The sequence below is a fragment of the Flavobacterium sp. genome (assembly GCF_035292545.1).
Classification (GTDB): domain Bacteria; phylum Bacteroidota; class Bacteroidia; order Flavobacteriales; family Flavobacteriaceae; genus Flavobacterium.
Genome location: NZ_DATDPV010000006.1, coordinates 1 through 16,506, shown reverse-complemented (window position 1 = coordinate 16,506; position 16,506 = coordinate 1). Strand labels below are relative to the sequence as shown.

The 16,506-nt window shown below is 39.3% G+C and carries 11 protein-coding genes and 1 pseudogene; all 12 read left to right on the top strand.

Annotated elements, in window-relative coordinates; genetic code table 11:
* Positions 1–4 precede the first annotated feature (4 nt).
* Positions 5–1,762 carry an ABC transporter ATP-binding protein gene (locus VI621_RS00955; protein ID WP_324216517.1) on the top strand — a complete coding sequence of 586 codons (1,758 nt, stop codon included), beginning with the start codon at positions 5–7 and terminating at the stop codon, positions 1,760–1,762.
* 1,071 nt (positions 1,763–2,833) lie between these two features.
* Positions 2,834–4,222, top strand: a complete 1,389-nt coding sequence (lpdA, locus tag VI621_RS00950; RefSeq protein WP_324216516.1) for a dihydrolipoyl dehydrogenase — start codon at positions 2,834–2,836, stop codon at positions 4,220–4,222.
* Positions 4,223–4,507: 285 nt separating this feature from the next.
* A complete protein-coding gene (locus VI621_RS00945; protein WP_324216515.1) occupies positions 4,508–5,209 on the top strand; it encodes an FAD-binding oxidoreductase in 702 nt (233 codons plus the stop codon).
* A 169-nt stretch (positions 5,210–5,378) separates the two neighbouring features.
* Positions 5,379–5,690 (top strand): annotated as a pseudogene (locus tag VI621_RS00940) (dihydrolipoyl dehydrogenase); the annotation flags it as partial.
* Positions 5,691–5,966: 276 nt separating this feature from the next.
* Positions 5,967–7,859 (top strand): SPFH domain-containing protein, encoded by a 1,893-nt coding sequence (locus tag VI621_RS00935; protein ID WP_324216514.1) that lies wholly within the window; start codon positions 5,967–5,969, stop codon positions 7,857–7,859.
* Between the two features lie 264 nt (positions 7,860–8,123).
* Positions 8,124–8,792 (top strand): FAD-binding oxidoreductase, encoded by a 669-nt coding sequence (locus VI621_RS00930; protein WP_324216513.1) that lies wholly within the window; start codon positions 8,124–8,126, stop codon positions 8,790–8,792.
* Between the two features lie 386 nt (positions 8,793–9,178).
* A complete protein-coding gene (ppsA, locus tag VI621_RS00925) occupies positions 9,179–11,599 on the top strand; it encodes a phosphoenolpyruvate synthase (RefSeq protein ID WP_324216512.1) in 2,421 nt (806 codons plus the stop codon).
* A gap of 12 nt (positions 11,600–11,611) precedes the next feature.
* Complete coding sequence (locus tag VI621_RS00920) at positions 11,612–12,367, top strand: SDR family oxidoreductase (RefSeq protein ID WP_324216511.1); 756 nt, start codon at positions 11,612–11,614, stop codon at positions 12,365–12,367.
* A gap of 41 nt (positions 12,368–12,408) precedes the next feature.
* Positions 12,409–12,858, top strand: a complete 450-nt coding sequence (locus tag VI621_RS00915) for an OsmC family protein (protein WP_324216510.1) — start codon at positions 12,409–12,411, stop codon at positions 12,856–12,858.
* Between the two features lie 4 nt (positions 12,859–12,862).
* On the top strand, positions 12,863–14,596 hold the full coding sequence (gene acsA / locus VI621_RS00910) for an acetate--CoA ligase (RefSeq protein ID WP_324216509.1): 1,734 nt from the start codon (positions 12,863–12,865) through the stop codon (positions 14,594–14,596).
* An 87-nt stretch (positions 14,597–14,683) separates the two neighbouring features.
* Positions 14,684–16,201, top strand: a complete 1,518-nt coding sequence (locus VI621_RS00905; RefSeq protein ID WP_324216508.1) for a trypsin-like peptidase domain-containing protein — start codon at positions 14,684–14,686, stop codon at positions 16,199–16,201.
* A gap of 24 nt (positions 16,202–16,225) precedes the next feature.
* On the top strand, positions 16,226–16,506 hold a 281-nt coding region (locus VI621_RS00900), incomplete at its 3' end, for a thiamine pyrophosphate-dependent enzyme (RefSeq protein WP_324216507.1).

The window sequence follows — 16,506 nt, the reverse complement described above, 5'->3', positions numbered from 1 at the left end:
AAAAATGAAAGCAAAAGCATTCGATAGTAACTTATTCAAAAGGATTTTATTCTATACCAAACCCTACAAATGGCGGTTTAACGGAGTGATTCTTTTTGCCATATCCTTGTCGGTATTTGCGGCTTTGCGTCCGTATTTATTGAAACAAACCGTAGATAACTACATCCAGACCGAAGACCCAAAAGGACTTTTGTTCTATGTGAGTTTAATGGGAATCGTGCTTTTGTGCGAGGTATTTTCGCAATTTTATTTTGTTTATTGGGCCAACTGGCTCGGTCAGGATATCGTAAAAGACATTCGAACCAAACTGTTTAAGCACATGTTGAGCTTCCGAATGAAATATTTCGATAATGCGCCTGTCGGACAATTGGTAACGCGTTCCGTTTCGGATATTGAGGCGATTGCCAAAATCTTCAGTCAAGGATTATTTATGATTATCAGTGATTTGATGAAAATGGTGGTCATTTTGTTTTTTATGTTTTACATGAACTGGAAACTGACTTGGATTGTGATTGTCGCGATGCCTATTTTGGTAATTATAACCCGAGTTTTTCAAAAGAAAATGCAAATTGCTTTTGAAGAAGTGCGTACCCAGATTTCTAACATGAATACTTTTGTTCAGGAACGCGTTACGGGAATGAAAATCGTACAGCTCTTTAACCGCGAAGAAATTGAATATAGAAAATTCAGTCAGATTAATGACAAGCACAACAAGGCTTGGATAAAAACCATTCTTTATAACTCCATCTTCTTCCCTATTGCCGATATTATTTCGTCCTTTACGTTAGGTTTTATTGTACTTTATGGCGGATATAATATTTTGAACGGGGATAATTTCACCACTTTCGGAGATTTATTCTCCTATACCATGTTCATCGGAATGCTGTTCAATCCCCTTCGCCAGATTGCGGATAAATTCAACGAGATGCAAATGGGAATGATTGCCGCCAACCGCGTGTTTGATATTTTGGATACCGAAGACCAGATTCAGGATAAAGGAACGGTCGAAGCGCCAATTTTTGAAGGAAATATCCAATTCAAAGACGTTCATTTTGGTTATATCGCCGAAGAATATGTGATAAAAGGTATCGATTTGAATGTAAAAGCAGGCGAAACTGTGGCTATTGTTGGCGCTACGGGTGCCGGAAAATCAACCATTATCAATTTATTAAACCGTTTCTACGAAATCAACAGCGGAACGATTTGCATCGATGATAAAAACATACATGACTATACTTTAGATTCGCTTCGAAAACAAATTGCTGTGGTTTTACAGGATGTTTTTCTTTTTGCAGACACGATTCTAAACAATATTACCCTTAATAATCCCGATATTTCCCGCGAGGGTGTTTTGGCTGCAGCCAAGAAAATTGGCGTTCACGATTTTATCATGAGTCTGCCACATGGGTATGATTATAATGTAAAGGAACGCGGCGTAATGCTTTCTTCCGGTCAGCGCCAGCTGATTGCTTTTCTGCGTGCTTATGTGAGCAATCCGAGTATTCTGATTTTGGATGAAGCCACTTCGTCTATCGATACCTATTCGGAAGAATTGATTCAACGTGCAACGGAAACCATTACTAAAGGAAGAACTTCGATTGTAATTGCGCATCGTTTGGCAACTATTGTCAATGCCGATAAAATCGTGGTAATGGACAAAGGTTTAATTGTAGAACAAGGCACCCATCAGGAATTGTTAAACAGAACAGAAGGCTATTATAAAAACTTATACTACTCTCAATTTTTGGTAGAGAATTCTTAGACAGTTTTTCTTCGCTTTTCAGCCTCGTTTGTCATTGCTTTGCCAGTTCGCTATCGCTCGTGTCCGACGAAGGAGGAATCTCTTTTGTCATTGATTTGCCAGTGCGTTATCGCTCATATCCGGCAAAGGAATAATCCAATTTATTTAAAACTCAGAACGTGATGAACCAGGTTCATGACGTGGTTGACCACGTTATAGGACGAGGTAAATGACGTTCAAGACGTGGTTGACCACGTTATGGGACGTGGTAAATGACGTTCAGGACGTGGCTGACCACGTTATGGGACGTGGTAAATGGGGTTCAGGACGTGGTCGACCACGTTATCCAACTGGTCAAACGGGGTTCGGGACGTGGTTGACCACGTTATAAGACGTGTTCTACCACGCTATATAACCGGAAAATTGGCGTTCAGGACGTGGTCGACCACGTTATATAACCGGACAAATGGGGTTCAGGACGTGGTTGACCACGTTATACAACTGGTCAAACGGGGTTAGGGACGTGGTCAACCACGTTATAGGCATAGCAAACTGGGCTAATAACCTTTTTATTACTCGCCTCTAGCTTTTCTTTTCAGCCTCTTTTGTCATTGCTTCGCCAGTTTGCTATCGCTCGTGTTCGACGAAGGAGAAAACCCGCGCAATGAGATTCCTCCTTCGTCGGAATGACAAATGTTGATGAATTAACGTTGACACTAATTAGTTTTCTCCTCCGTCGAGAAAACAAGTTTGACGGAATTTATAATATTTCCAAACCATGCCAGAAATTAATATGATTCCTCTTTTAGCCCCGATTGAGCTGGTATCCTCGCAGCATAGCGGAGAGATAAAGGGGAAAGCGGGAATTGCATTTATAAATAAATCCCGAACCATTCGCTTCAAAAAATCAATCCGGTTTGGTTTATGAAACTTTGCGCCTCTTAAACTTTTCTTCCGAAAAAATATTTAAATTTTGGTTGTCAGGAACCCACTTTTTATTTCATCGGAAGAAAAATATTCTTTGATGTGGGTTTCAATAATCAAATAATTCCTTAATTTCGTGCACTGAAAATTCATTTGAAATTATACATTATGAAATACGATATTATTGTTTTAGGAAGTGGTCCCGGCGGATATGTTACTGCCATCAGAGCATCACAATTAGGCTTCAAAGTTGCCGTGATCGAAAAAGAAAACTTAGGCGGTGTTTGTTTGAACTGGGGTTGCATCCCTACGAAAGCCTTACTGAAATCGGCACAAGTTTTTGATTACCTGAAACATGCAGCTGATTATGGTTTGACTATTTCTGAATTTGATAAAGATTTCACCGCAGTAGTCGGACGCAGCAGAACTGTAGCAGACGGAATGAGCAAAGGCGTTCAGTTCCTTATGAAAAAAAATAAAATCGATGTGATTGATGGTTTTGGTAAAATGAAACCAGGCAAGAAAATCGATGTTACCGATAAAGACGGTAAAGTAACTGAATATTCAGCAGACCATATCATCATTGCAACGGGGGCTCGTTCTCGTGAATTGCCAAACTTGCCACAAGATGGCGTAAAAGTAATTGGTTACAGACAAGCAATGACTTTGGCTACACAACCAAAATCGATGATTGTGGTGGGTTCAGGAGCTATCGGAGTGGAATTTGCGCATTTTTATAACGCTATGGGAACGGAAGTTACTATTGTGGAATTTTTGCCAAACATTGTTCCATTAGAAGACGAAGATATTTCGAAACAAATGGAACGTTCTATGAAGAAAGCGGGAGTGAAAATCATGACCAACTCTTCTGTTGAGAAAATTGAGATTACTGCTTCTGGTGTAAAAGCTACTGTAAAAACTGCAAAAGGAGAAGAAACTCTTGAAGCGGAAATTGTACTTTCGGCAGTTGGAATCAAAACCAACATCGAAAACATCGGTTTAGAAGAAGTGGGTATTGCCACCGACAGAGATAAAATTTTAGTAAACGATTTCTACCAAACCAACATTCCGGGTTATTATGCTATTGGAGATGTGGTTCCAGGACCGGCTTTGGCTCACGTGGCTTCTGCAGAAGGAATTACCTGTGTAGAAAAAATCGCTGGATTGCATGTTGATCCTATCGATTACGGAAACATTCCAGGTTGTACGTATGCAACACCTGAAATTGCTTCTGTAGGAATGACTGAAAAACAAGCTAAAGAAAAAGGATACGAATTGAAAGTGGGTAAATTCCCATTCTCAGCATCCGGAAAAGCAAAAGCGGCCGGAACTCCGGATGGTTTTGTAAAAGTAATTTTTGATGCCAAATATGGCGAATTATTAGGCTGTCACATGATTGGTGCCGGTGTTACCGATATGATTGCTGAAGCAGTTGTGGCGCGTAAACTGGAAACTACAGGTCATGAAATCCTAAAAGCAATCCATCCTCACCCAACCATGAGTGAAGCCGTTATGGAAGCGGTTGCTGAAGCTTATGGTGAAGTGATTCACTTGTAGATTTTTCGATTGTTAGATCTTTCGATTATTAAATATAGAATCCGTTTTGTGAAAGCAAGACGGATTTTTTTTATGGCTAAATTGATAAAAAAACATCCTTATCGATTCCCAGACTTATAATTTTAGTATCCATAACCTCTTAAACATGTTAATAATCAAATCCAAATCATATAAAATAAACTACTGAAATACAACAACATAACTAAGTAAACAGTAGTTAAATTGCGATTTTATTACTAAATTTATGGTCCCGTTTTATCCCAACAAAGTTTCAGTCTGCATGCTATGTTCACTTACAAACATTTTAAACCAATTCTCATGAATAGTCATATTGTTAAAGTGTTACAAGCAGTTTATATCACGCATGATGTAAAACGCTTCAGGGTTGAAAAACCCATTGGTTTTGATTTTGTCCCGGGTCAGGCCACCGAAGTTTCCATCAACCTTCCTCTTTGGACAAATCAATTACGTCCTTTTACTTTTACCTGTCTAAGGCAGCAGGATTATCTCGAATTTATGATTAAGATTTACCGGGATCATGAAGGCGTAACCAACATGTTAGGTAAAACCAATGCGGGTGCTGAGCTGATCCTGCATGATGTTTTTGGGGCAATCCAATACAAAGGTCCTGGTGTTTTCATTGCCGGTGGCGCTGGTATTACTCCATTTATTTCAATCTTCCGTGACTTGTACCATAAAAACCAGATTGAAGGCAACAGCCTTATTTACAGTAACAAAACCTCCGAAGACGTCATCATGCAAGACGAATTACAAAAGATGCTTAAAGATCGTTTTATTAAACTGTTCACCCGCGAAAACGTTCTTGGTTTTAGAGGAAAGAGAATTGATCGTTCGTTTCTTATTGACAATATCTCCGACTTCGGTCAGCATTTTTATGTATGCGGACCAACTGAGTTCGTAAAAAGCATTACCAAAGACTTAATGGATTTGGGTGCCGCTCTGGATGTTATTGTGATAGAAATGTAAATAAATCACTATAACCAAAAAGCTCTTTTTATTTCCCTAAAAAACTTAAATTAATCAAATTTATAGTATCCATTTTCAAAAAGCAGATACCTATCTGTTCTTCCTTTATTTTAACCGTAAAACGCTATGTAAATTTAAACCTGCTTTAGAAAATATCGGTTTAGAAGAAGTGGGTATTGCCGAAAAACAAGCTAAAGAAAAAGGATACGAATTGAAATCGGGTAAATTCCCGTTCTCAGCATCCGGAAAAGCAAAAGCGGCCGGTACTCCGGATGGTTTTGTAAAAGTAATTTTTGATGCCAAATATGGCTAATTATTAGACTGTCACATGATTGGTAACGGTGTTACCGATATGATTGCTGAGGCAGTTGTTGCTTGTAAACTGGAAACTACAGGTCATGAAATCCTAAAAGCCATCCGCCCGCACCCAACCATGAGTGAAGCAGTTGCTGAAGCTTATGGTGAAGTGATTCATTTGTAGTAATTGAAAACTGATTTATCAGTCTGCTTATAAAATATAGAATCTGTTTTGAAATACTTCAAAACAGATTTTTTTATGGCTTTAAAATTGTTAAAACCCAAAATACCAAACATAGTTCGCATACTCAAAAATCGAGTCGTAGCATCATCGTTTAATGCCTTAAAACAGTCACTTTTTAAAATAAAATTAGTAAGATTATTCAAACGTTAAATTATTTTATTTTTGCTTTAGCATCTAAAAATTACGCTTAATTTTGCGGTCTAATTAATATAAAAAATGACAACAATTACAGATTTTTGGTGGGTTTTACTTTTGGTTTTGTGTTTAGTTCTTTACAAATTTGTTTTACGTGTTTTCTTCGGAATGGTCATCGTCCCTGAAGATAAAATTGGTTTGGTAACCAAAAAATTCGTGCTTTTTGGAGCAGAAAAGTCATTACCCGATGGCAGAATTATCGCCACAAAAGGCGAAGCAGGTTTTCAAGCCAAAACATTAGCGCCAGGGTTATACTGGACGATGTGGCCTTGGCAGTATTCGGTAGATATGGCATCTTTTACCATTATCCCTGAGGGGAATATTGGTTTATTGTTAAGTAAAGATGGTGCAGAAATTCCAACGGGACGGATTTTAGCCCAAAAAGTGAGCTCGGACAACTTTCAAGACGCAACATTATTTCTTAATAATGGCGGACAAAAAGGGCGTCAATCGGCTTTTATAACCACCGGTTCCTATCGTATAAATACCCATTTATTCGAAGTGGTATTGACACCACAAATTGTAATTTATGAGAACATGGTTGGAATCGTTACGGCAATGGATGGAGAGCCTATTCCAATTGGACAAATTGCGGGAAAATTTGTAGAAAACCATAATAATTTTCAGGATTTTGATCAATTCTTAAAAAATGGTGGAAACCGTGGATTACAACCTCAAGTAATCCTTGCAGGATCTTATTATATTAATACTTGGGCAGTCCAAATTGAACAAAACCCAATGACTGATGTGCCGATTGGTTATGTAGGTGTAGTAATTTCATATATTGGCGAAGATGGTCAGGATGTTACGGGAGATACTTTCAAACACGGAAATATTGTTTCAAAAGGACAACGTGGCGTTTGGATGGAACCGTTTGGTCCCGGAAAATATGCTTTAAACAAATATACTACTAAACTAGAACCTGTACCCACGACTAACCTAGTCCTGAATTGGGCAGATGCACGTAGTGAGTCCCATAATTTAGACCAAAACCTTTCTACTATTACAGTTCGTTCCAAAGATGGTTTTCCTTTTAATTTAGATGTGTCTCAAATCATTCACGTTCCTGCCAATGAAGCACCAAAAGTGATTGCCCGATTTGGAAGTATGAACAATTTGGTTTCTCAGGTTCTAGAACCTACAATTGGTAACTATTTCCGTAATTCGGCTCAGGAAAGTGATGTGATTTCTTTCTTATCTACTAGAAAAGAACGACAAGAATCAGCTAAAAATCATATCAAAGTAGTCCTTGACGAATACAATGTGAATGCAGTTGATACCCTTATTGGAGATATTGTTCCCCCTGAGTCCTTAATGAAAACATTGACCGACAGAAAAATTGCCGAAGAAGAGCAAAAAACCTATCAAACCCAAAGAATGGCACAAGAGCAACGCCAGGGAATGGAAAAAGAAACGGCCATTGCCGATATGCAAAAAGAAATCGTGAAAGCATCTCAAAGTGTTGAAATTGCGCAACGCACTGCCGATGCGACCGTTAAAAAAGCGGAAGGTGATGCAACGAGTTTAAAATTGAATGTAAATGCGGAAGCAGAAGCAACTAAAATGCGTGCCAATGCGGAAGCTGAAGCAACAAAAGCAAGAGCCGGTGCACAAGCAGAAGCAACAAAATTAACCGCAAGTGCCGAAGCTGAAAGAATTTCAAAAACCGGTTTGGCTGAAGCCGAGAAAATCATGGCCATTGGTAAATCTACAGCAGAAGCTTATCAGTTACAAGTTTCAGCAATGGGAGGCGATAATTTTACGAAGTACAAAATCACCGAAGAAATCGGTAAAGGAAAAATTAAAGTGATCCCAGATGTATTGATTTCCGGAAACAGCGGTTCCGATGGCGGAATTAGCGGTCTACTTGGAATAAAATTAATGGAAATGATGGATACCAAAAAAGAACAATAAGATTCAAAAAAGAAATAATTTTATTTAATTAACAAAAATTCCGTTTTGAGTTTCAAAACGGAATTTTTTATATTTAAAATTGAACAAATAAAACGCTCTTAAATACGTGTGCTTAATGCATTGAAATTTTGAATGATTTATTCCTTTTCTGAAATAAATTAACTTCCTGCCAGAAATAAATATAAACAAATCAACTAATTTTTTTATATTACACCTCCTATTCCTGATAAAATAGTAAACCATAAAATTTTAAAATCAATCACAATGGAGAATCATGTTGTCAAAGTATTGAAATCGTATTATGTCACTTATGATGTAAAATGTTTTGTGGTTGAAAAACCTGAAGGATATGATTTTATTCCGGGACAGGCAGCCAATATTTCCATTAATCTTCCTGAATGGAAAGATCAATTGAGGGCTTTCTCCTTTACCAGTTTAAATGAAGATAATTATCTCGAATTTATGATCAAGATTTATATGGATCATGAAGGGGTTACCAATATGCTTGGAGGAATAAATGTAGGAGATGAACTAATCCTTCATGATATTTTCGGGGCTATTCATTACAAAGGTCCTGGTATCTTTATTGCAGGCGGATCTGGGATTACTCCGTTTATTTCTATTTTTCGGGACTTACATAAAAAACAACTGCTTGGTGGAAACAGACTTATTTATTCCAATAAAACTTCAGAAGATGTAATCATGAAAGAGGAATTACAGGTGATGCTTAAAAGTAATTTCGTAAATCTGCTTACCCGTGAGAATGTCATGGGATTCATAGGACGCCGAATTGACCGCAATTTCCTTATTGAAAATATAGCCGACTTCGGGCAACATTTTTATATTTGTGGGTCCACTGAATTTGTAGCAAATATCACTGAATATTTGCTCGATTTGGGTGTCACTCCAGATTCTCTTGTGATTGAAAAATAAACAAATATTTTATCTTCAACAGACAAATCCATAAACTCAAAAAGTATCCGGAGACACCTGCCGGCATCCTAAAAACAGCACAGGACCAATAAAGCATAAACGATTATTAAACAATTACTTAAGTTGTATTATTCGCTAAAAAAACCTCGTTTTTTGTATGATTAAATACAATAATTCATTAAATTTACAGTAGCGGTTTCAATAAGCAGGAATACCTACTACCCTATTCTTCATGTTACTGCAAAACGATATGTAAATTTCAAACCTACTTCTGAATTACAAAAATTTGCTATCGGATTAACCAAAAAAGTACGCCCCAACTATTTTTCTATTGTTCCTATTTTAACAGACAATACTGCTCTGTTTCTATTTAATAAACATACGAAATGGCAAAGTACAAACACATCCTGTTTTTCGACCAAATTGGCATTGAAGCCATTGGTCAGGTTGGCGGCAAGAATGCCTCTCTTGGCGAAATGTACAACCAGCTCAATCCTATAGGCATCAGCATTCCCAATGGATTTGCGGTTACCGCGGAAGCCTATCGCCTTTTCCGTAAAGCAAATAATCTGGAGCAACCTCTGGAAGATTTGTTATTTTCATTGGATACCAAACAGTATTCTAATCTTTCTTCCATTGGAGAAAAAGCAAGAAATCTTATTCTATCAGCAACCATTCCGGAGGAAATTCGTGCTGAAATAGAAGTCGCTTACCAATCACTTAGTGAACAATGCAATATAAATAATCTTGGGGTAGCGGTACGAAGCAGCGCTACATCTGAAGATTTGCCAACCGCCAGTTTTGCCGGAAGAATGGAATCTTTTTTAAACATTAACGGAGAACAGCAATTGCTCGAAGCAGTTCGCAGATGCTATGCTTCCTTATTTACGGACCGGGCCATCAAATACCGTTATGATATGGATTTTGCCAAATTGGATATTGCCATTTCCGTTGGTGTGCAACAAATGGTACGAAGTGACAAAGCATCCTCCGGCGTGGCTTTTACCATCGATCCGGACAGCGGATTTGAAAACACTATTATCATAAATAGTTGTTGGGGTTTGGGAGAAAATATTGTTCAGGGCACTATTACCCCTGATGAATGGATGGTTTTTAAACCCACCTTGGAAAACCCGGATTTCAATCCAATGCTGAAAAAACAGTGCGGAAGAAAAGAGTTTACAATGATCTATTCCGATAAATCGGAAAGTACCTCAGCCGAAAAAACCATTGTTAATGTTGATACACCCATTGAGAAACAAAATCAATTTTCGCTAAACGATAAAGAGGTCATTCAACTATCGCAATGGTGTTATAAAATTGAAAAACATTATCAAAAAGCAATGGATATCGAATGGGCAAAAGACGGTTTGAATAACCAACTTTACATTGTTCAGGCACGTCCCGAAACCGTTCATGGAAAAGCAAATAAGCAAGTTCGGGAAATCTATAAACTCAAAGAGAAAAGCACCCTTTTAACCAAGGGAATTGCCCTTGGCGATAAGATTGCTTCCGGAAAAGCCCGAATTCTAAACAGTCCGCAGGAAGGTGATTTATTACAAAATGGTGAAATCATAGTGACTGATTTAACCAATCCCGATTGGGATCCCATCATGAAAAGAGCTTCGGCAATTATCACCAACAAAGGCGGACGCACGAGTCATGCCGCCATTGTCGCCCGGGAACTAGGAACCGTTGCCGTTGTGGGTTGTGGTGATGCCACTTCCGTGATAAAAAACGGTCAGGAAATTACGGTTTCGTGTGCAGAAGGCAAAGAAGGCAATATATACGAGGGTTTGCTGAAATGGGAAATAACGGAACAGGATTTCAGTAAACTTGAAATGCCAAAAACAGCTCCTATGCTCATTCTTGCCGATCCGGAAAGGGCTTTTGAATTAAGCCATTATCCCAATCAGGGCGTGGGTTTGATGCGAATGGAATTTGCCATTTCGAATACCATCAAAATTCATCCGCTGGCATTGTGTGAGCCTGAAAAAATTACCGATGAGAAAGTTAAATCTGAAATAGAAGCATTAACCCAAGGCTATGCTGATCCTAAAAATTATTTCATCGATAAACTGGCAGAGGCAGTAGCTATAGTAGCAGCGGCTTTCTATCCAAAAGATGTGATTGTTCGGATGAGTGATTTTAAAAGTAATGAATATGCCAACCTGATTGGCGGAAAATATTACGAACCCCATGAGGAAAATCCCATGCTTGGTTTCCGTGGTGCTTCGCGCTATTACAGTGATTTTTACCGCAAAGGTTTCGCTTTGGAATGTGAAGCCATGAAAAAAGTACGGAACCAAATGGGACTGCTCAATGTTAAACTGATGATTCCTTTTTGCAGAACATTCGAAGAAGGTGAAAATGTCCTTAATGAAATGGCTAAAAACGGATTAGTGCAGGGCATCAATGAATTGGAAGTATATGTTATGATTGAAATCCCGAGCAATGTCTTAATGGCCGATGAATTCGCAAAACTTTTTGATGGTTTTTCCATTGGTTCCAATGATTTAACCCAACTCACTTTAGGTCTGGATCGCGACTCCGAATTGGTAAGCTACTTGTTTGATGAAGAAAATCCAGCCATAAAATATTTAATTAAAGAAACGATTCGGGTCGCCAAACGCTTCGAAATAAAAGTAGGATTGTGTGGACAGGCACCGAGTGACATCCCTCAATTTGCCAAATTTTTGGTTAACGAAGGGATTGACAGTATTTCATTTAATCCTGATGCTTTGATAAAAGGAATCGAGAATATTCTGGAAGCGGAAAAGAAAACAAAAAGAAAAATTCTAATGTAAGAAAACGCAATTATGGAAACAACCTTCAAAAATAAAGTGGCGATTGTAACTGGCGGTTCATCCGGAATCGGAAAAGCCACGGCACTTGCTTTCGCCAAAAAAGGAGCCAAAGTCGCCGTTGTGGATTGGATTGAAAACAATGAAACGGAAAACCTCATTAAAGAATTGGGAAATGAAGCGATTTTCATCAAATGCGATGTTTCCAAAACTACAGACGTAAAAGCGATGGTAGCAAAAACCATAGCAGTATTCGGCCGATTGGATTATGCTTTCAATAACGCCGGTATTGAAGGAGCTTCTGCCCCTACTCAGGATTGCACGGAGGAAAATTGGGATAAAACCATTGGCATAAATCTAAAAGGAATCTGGCTCTGCATGAAATATGAAATTCCCGAAATACTGAAACAAGGCAAAGGCGCTATCGTCAATTGTTCTTCTGTAGCCGGACTAATTGGATTTTCCGGATTACCCGCTTATGTGGCCTCCAAACATGGTGTTATCGGATTAACAAAAACGGCGGCTTTAGAATATGCTTCACTCGGAATCCGGGTGAATGCCGTTTGTCCTGGCGTAATACAAACGCCAATGATTGACCGGCTTACCGGAAAAACGAAAGAAGGAATAGAACAATTTAAAGGTTTAGAACCGCTCGGTCGTTTTGGTCTGCCCGAAGAAATAGCCCATGCCGTGGTTTGGATGTGTTCCGACGAAGCTTCTTTCGTTACCGGGCACGCGATGGCCGTGGATGGTGGTTTTGTAGCGCAATAATTATTTTCAGAATTTATTTATTAACTCAAAATTCAATAAAAATGCAAACTTACGAAGTAAATTTAAAATGGACCGGCACCAGAAAAGGGATTTTAACTTCCCCTCATTTGCCACAAAACATTGAGGTCGCCACACCTCCTGATTTTCCTAAAGGAATAGCAGGAATCTGGTCACCCGAGCACTTATTTGCAGCATCGATAAATAGCTGTCTGATGACCACTTTTATATCGATTGCCGAAAACTCAAAATTTGAATATTCAAGTTTTGAATGTAAATCTATTTGTCATGTCGACCTGGTTGATGGTAAATACGCTGTAACCGAAATTATCTTAAGACCAAAAGTCGTCATCCATTTTTCACAAAAACCGGAAAAGGCCATACATATTTTGGAGATGAGTGAAAAGAACTGTTTAATTTCCAATGCGGTTAAAGCAACCATTCGATTAGAACCCGAAATAATTGTTGAGCATAGTCTTATTCCTAAAGAGTAGCCATATGATTTCCATCAAAAATAAAACGGAACCCCATCTTTTAGATTATGAAAAAGTACTGGCTTCATTTTCATGGGAAAATACTGCCCGGGAATTAAGTGGTCTTCCTGATGGAAAAGGCTTAAACATCGCTCACGAGGCCATTGATCGTCATGCAAACATTCGTCTCAAAGATACCGTGGCACTTCGTTTTATTCGGAAAGACAGAAGTTTTGATGAATACACTTATGCTGCAATGAAAAAACAAACCTCAAAATTCGCCAATGTCCTTCAAAATTTGGGCATACAAAAAGGGGAACGCGTTTTCTCACTGGCAGGAAGAATTCCCGAACTATACATTACCGCTTTGGGTACCTTGAAATACACCGCGGTTTTTTGTCCATTGTTTTCCGTTTTTGGCCCTGAGCCCGTTTTTCAAAGACTCAGCAGAGGTGATCCTGCGGTTTTAATAACCACTTCCGCTTTGTTTGAAAAGACTGTAAGGCAATTAGTTGACCGGCTTCCTTCGCTTCGCTACATCATCCTGACCGATGTAAGTGAACCTGTTTCAGAGAAAATACTGTCTTTTTCCAAACTTATGGAAGAGGCCAAAGACCATTTTATTATTCCGGAAACGAATCCGGAAGATCCGGCGCTGCTTCATTTCACCAGTGGAACCACAGGAATGCCTAAAGGGGTATTACATGTGCATCATGGTGCACTTACCCATTATATAACGGGCAAGTATGTACTCGATTTTCATGAAGGGGATATTTATTGGTGTACCGCCGATCCGGGCTGGGTAACGGGCACTTCTTATGGAATTATATCTCCTTTGATCAATGGCGTTACCTGCATTGTTGATGAAGAAGAATTTGATGCGGCACGATGGTATTCTATTCTCGAAGAGCATAAAGTAACCATTTGGTACACCGCTCCCACTGCCATCAGAAGATTGATGCGTATGGATATAAAACCCCGGGACGTTTATCACCTTGAAAATCTTCGGTTGATTTTGAGTGTCGGTGAACCGCTGCATGCCGAAGCCGTGATTTGGGGTCAGGAAAATTTCGGGATTCCAATTCTGGACAATTGGTGGCAGACCGAAACCGGTGGCATTATGATTGCCAATTATCCTTCGATGAAAGTAAAACCCGGTTCGATGGGAAAGCCTTTGCCGGGAGTGGAAATTGCTATAGCGGAAGTTAATGACAACCAACTAAAATTAATTACAGCACCTAATATTAAGGGGCATTTGGTTTTGAAAAAGGGATTCCCTTCCTTATTTCGGGCTTATCTGCATGATGAAGAACGCTATAATAAATGTTTTATTGGCGAATGGTACCTCAGTGGTGATTTGGCCAAAAAAGATGCTGATGGCTATTATTGGTTTATCGGTCGGGCCGATGATATCATCAAAACTTCGGGGCATATGGTAGGCCCTTTTGAAGTGGAAAGCACTTTGATGCGCCATCCGGCAGTTGCGGAAGCTGCGGTAATCGGAAAACCGGAACCCACTATCGGAGAAATGGTAAAAGCCTTTGTGGTATTGAAAACCGGAAAGGAAGCGAATGAAGAAACCAAAATGGCTATCATGGGTTTTGCCAGAAAAGAAATGGGTCCCGCCGTGGCTCCTAAAGAAATTGAATTTGTGGAAAGCATACCCAAAACCCGAAGCGGAAAAATCTTAAGGCGATTATTAAAAGCCCGTGAACTCGGATTGCCGGAAGGAGATCTTTCTACCTTGGAACAAAACTAAAAATAATTTAAAGCTAACCAATTCCGGTATTTTAAATAAAGATATAAGAGATACGAAATACTAATTTTCATTAAATCAATTTCAGTCATGACCACAACTAAGAGAATGGGTTTCAAAAGTCAAAGGATATATTTGTTTGTCCTGTTTCTGCTATTTCAAGGATGTCAGGCTCAGGATAAGAAAGATGAAAAAGACATTGATGCGATTCAGAAAAATGCTGTTTCAAACTCTGCTAAGACTTCTTACACGGGCAATGTAGATTTCAAATTAGCCGCCAAAGTAGCGACACCCGGAGTGGTACATATCAAATCTATTTTTAAACCACAAACGCGGCAGTATCAAGATGGCGATGATTTTCATAATATGCCTGATCCTTTAAAAGATTTTTTTAAAGATGATCCTTTTTTCAGACAATTTAGATTCCAAATTCCGCAATCTCCACAATATGATTCTGAGCCTTTTATGGGAAGCGGATCCGGAGTCATACTGACGCCCGATGGTTATATTGTCACCAATAACCATATGGTAAAAAATGCCGATGAAATTAACATCACTTTGTTCGACGGGCGTTCCTATCCGGGTAAAGTTATAGGTAATGATCCGCAGACCGATCTGGCGCTCCTTAAGATTGATGAAAAAAACCTCTCCTTTATTATGTATGGCGATAGTGACGGCATTGAAGTTGGAGAATGGGTCGTTGCCGTGGGAAATCCTTTTAATCTGGCCTCCACCGTAACGGCAGGAATTGTAAGTGCCAAAGCCCGAAATATAAATATCTTAAGAGATCAGGGTGCCATAGAATCCTTCATACAAACCGATGCGGCAGCCAATCCGGGTAACAGCGGTGGCGCTTTGGTGTCCTTAGACGGAAAACTCATCGGAATCAATACCGCCATAGCAACCCCTACCGGGGTTTATGCGGGTTATGCTTTTGCCATTCCCGTAGAAATCGTAAAAAAAGTGGCCAATGATCTGATGAATTTTGGGTCCGTTCAGAGAGGTGTTTTAGGCATTGTTATCCGTGACATGAACAGCACCATTGCAAAGGAGCTCAATATTGACCGAGCCAACGGGGTTTATGTTGACAGCGTTACGGCTTCCGGAGCCGCGAAAGAAGCCGGCGTTAAAGCCAAAGATGTCATCATCAGCATTGATAATATGGAAACCATAACTGCTTCAAAATTACAGGAGCTAGTGATGCGAAAACGTCCGGGAGAAAAAATAAAAATTACGCTAATCCGAAATGGTAAAGATAAAAAAGAACTTACGGCCATACTCAAAAAACAAGAAGAAAGCCCTAAAATCATAAAAAGTGAAAGAATCGATTTACTCAAGGATTTGGGTGTTGAACTTATTGCCATCAGCAAGGAAGACCAAAAAAATTACAATGTCAGAAACGGGTTAAAAGTCACTAAACTTTACGATGGAAAACTCAAAAGATTCACCGGCATAAGAGAAGGATTTGTCATTACAGCCGTCAACAACAGGGCGGTGACTACCGTTAAGTCCTTCATGGAGGCCGTTGCAGCACAACAGGGAGGCATCATGCTGGAAGGAAAATATGCGGGCGACCCAACTTACTATTATTATGCCTTTGGGATGTAAAATCAGTTTTTAAAAATAAAAAACATGTTACCATCAGCCACAATACAGCAACCCATGGACGAGAAAAAAGGATTGCTGCTTTTCTATCAAATGCTGCTCATTCGGCGGTTTGAAGAAAAAGCGGCAGAGCAATACACCAAAGCCAAAATCAGGGGTTTTCTGCATTTATATATTGGGGAAGAAGCTGTTGCTGTGGGCGTAATTCAGGCTTTAACAGAAGAAGACAATGTGTTGAGCACCTATCGGGAACATGGTCATGCCCTGGCTCGCGGCATTGATCCTGATGTTATCATGGCTGAGATGTA

Excerpts from the sequence above, each read along its gene's own strand:
- VI621_RS00955 (WP_324216517.1), top strand. The coding sequence starts at position 5 with ATGAAAGCAAAAGCATTCGATAGTAACTTATTCAAAAGGATTTTATTC.
- lpdA (WP_324216516.1), top strand. The coding sequence starts at position 2,834 with ATGAAATACGATATTATTGTTTTAGGAAGTGGTCCCGGCGGATATGTT.
- VI621_RS00945 (WP_324216515.1), top strand. The coding sequence starts at position 4,508 with ATGTTCACTTACAAACATTTTAAACCAATTCTCATGAATAGTCATATT.
- VI621_RS00935 (WP_324216514.1), top strand. The coding sequence starts at position 5,967 with ATGACAACAATTACAGATTTTTGGTGGGTTTTACTTTTGGTTTTGTGT.
- VI621_RS00930 (WP_324216513.1), top strand. The coding sequence starts at position 8,124 with ATGGAGAATCATGTTGTCAAAGTATTGAAATCGTATTATGTCACTTAT.
- ppsA (WP_324216512.1), top strand. The coding sequence starts at position 9,179 with ATGGCAAAGTACAAACACATCCTGTTTTTCGACCAAATTGGCATTGAA.
- VI621_RS00920 (WP_324216511.1), top strand. The coding sequence starts at position 11,612 with ATGGAAACAACCTTCAAAAATAAAGTGGCGATTGTAACTGGCGGTTCA.
- VI621_RS00915 (WP_324216510.1), top strand. The coding sequence starts at position 12,409 with ATGCAAACTTACGAAGTAAATTTAAAATGGACCGGCACCAGAAAAGGG.
- acsA (WP_324216509.1), top strand. The coding sequence starts at position 12,863 with ATGATTTCCATCAAAAATAAAACGGAACCCCATCTTTTAGATTATGAA.
- VI621_RS00905 (WP_324216508.1), top strand. The coding sequence starts at position 14,684 with ATGACCACAACTAAGAGAATGGGTTTCAAAAGTCAAAGGATATATTTG.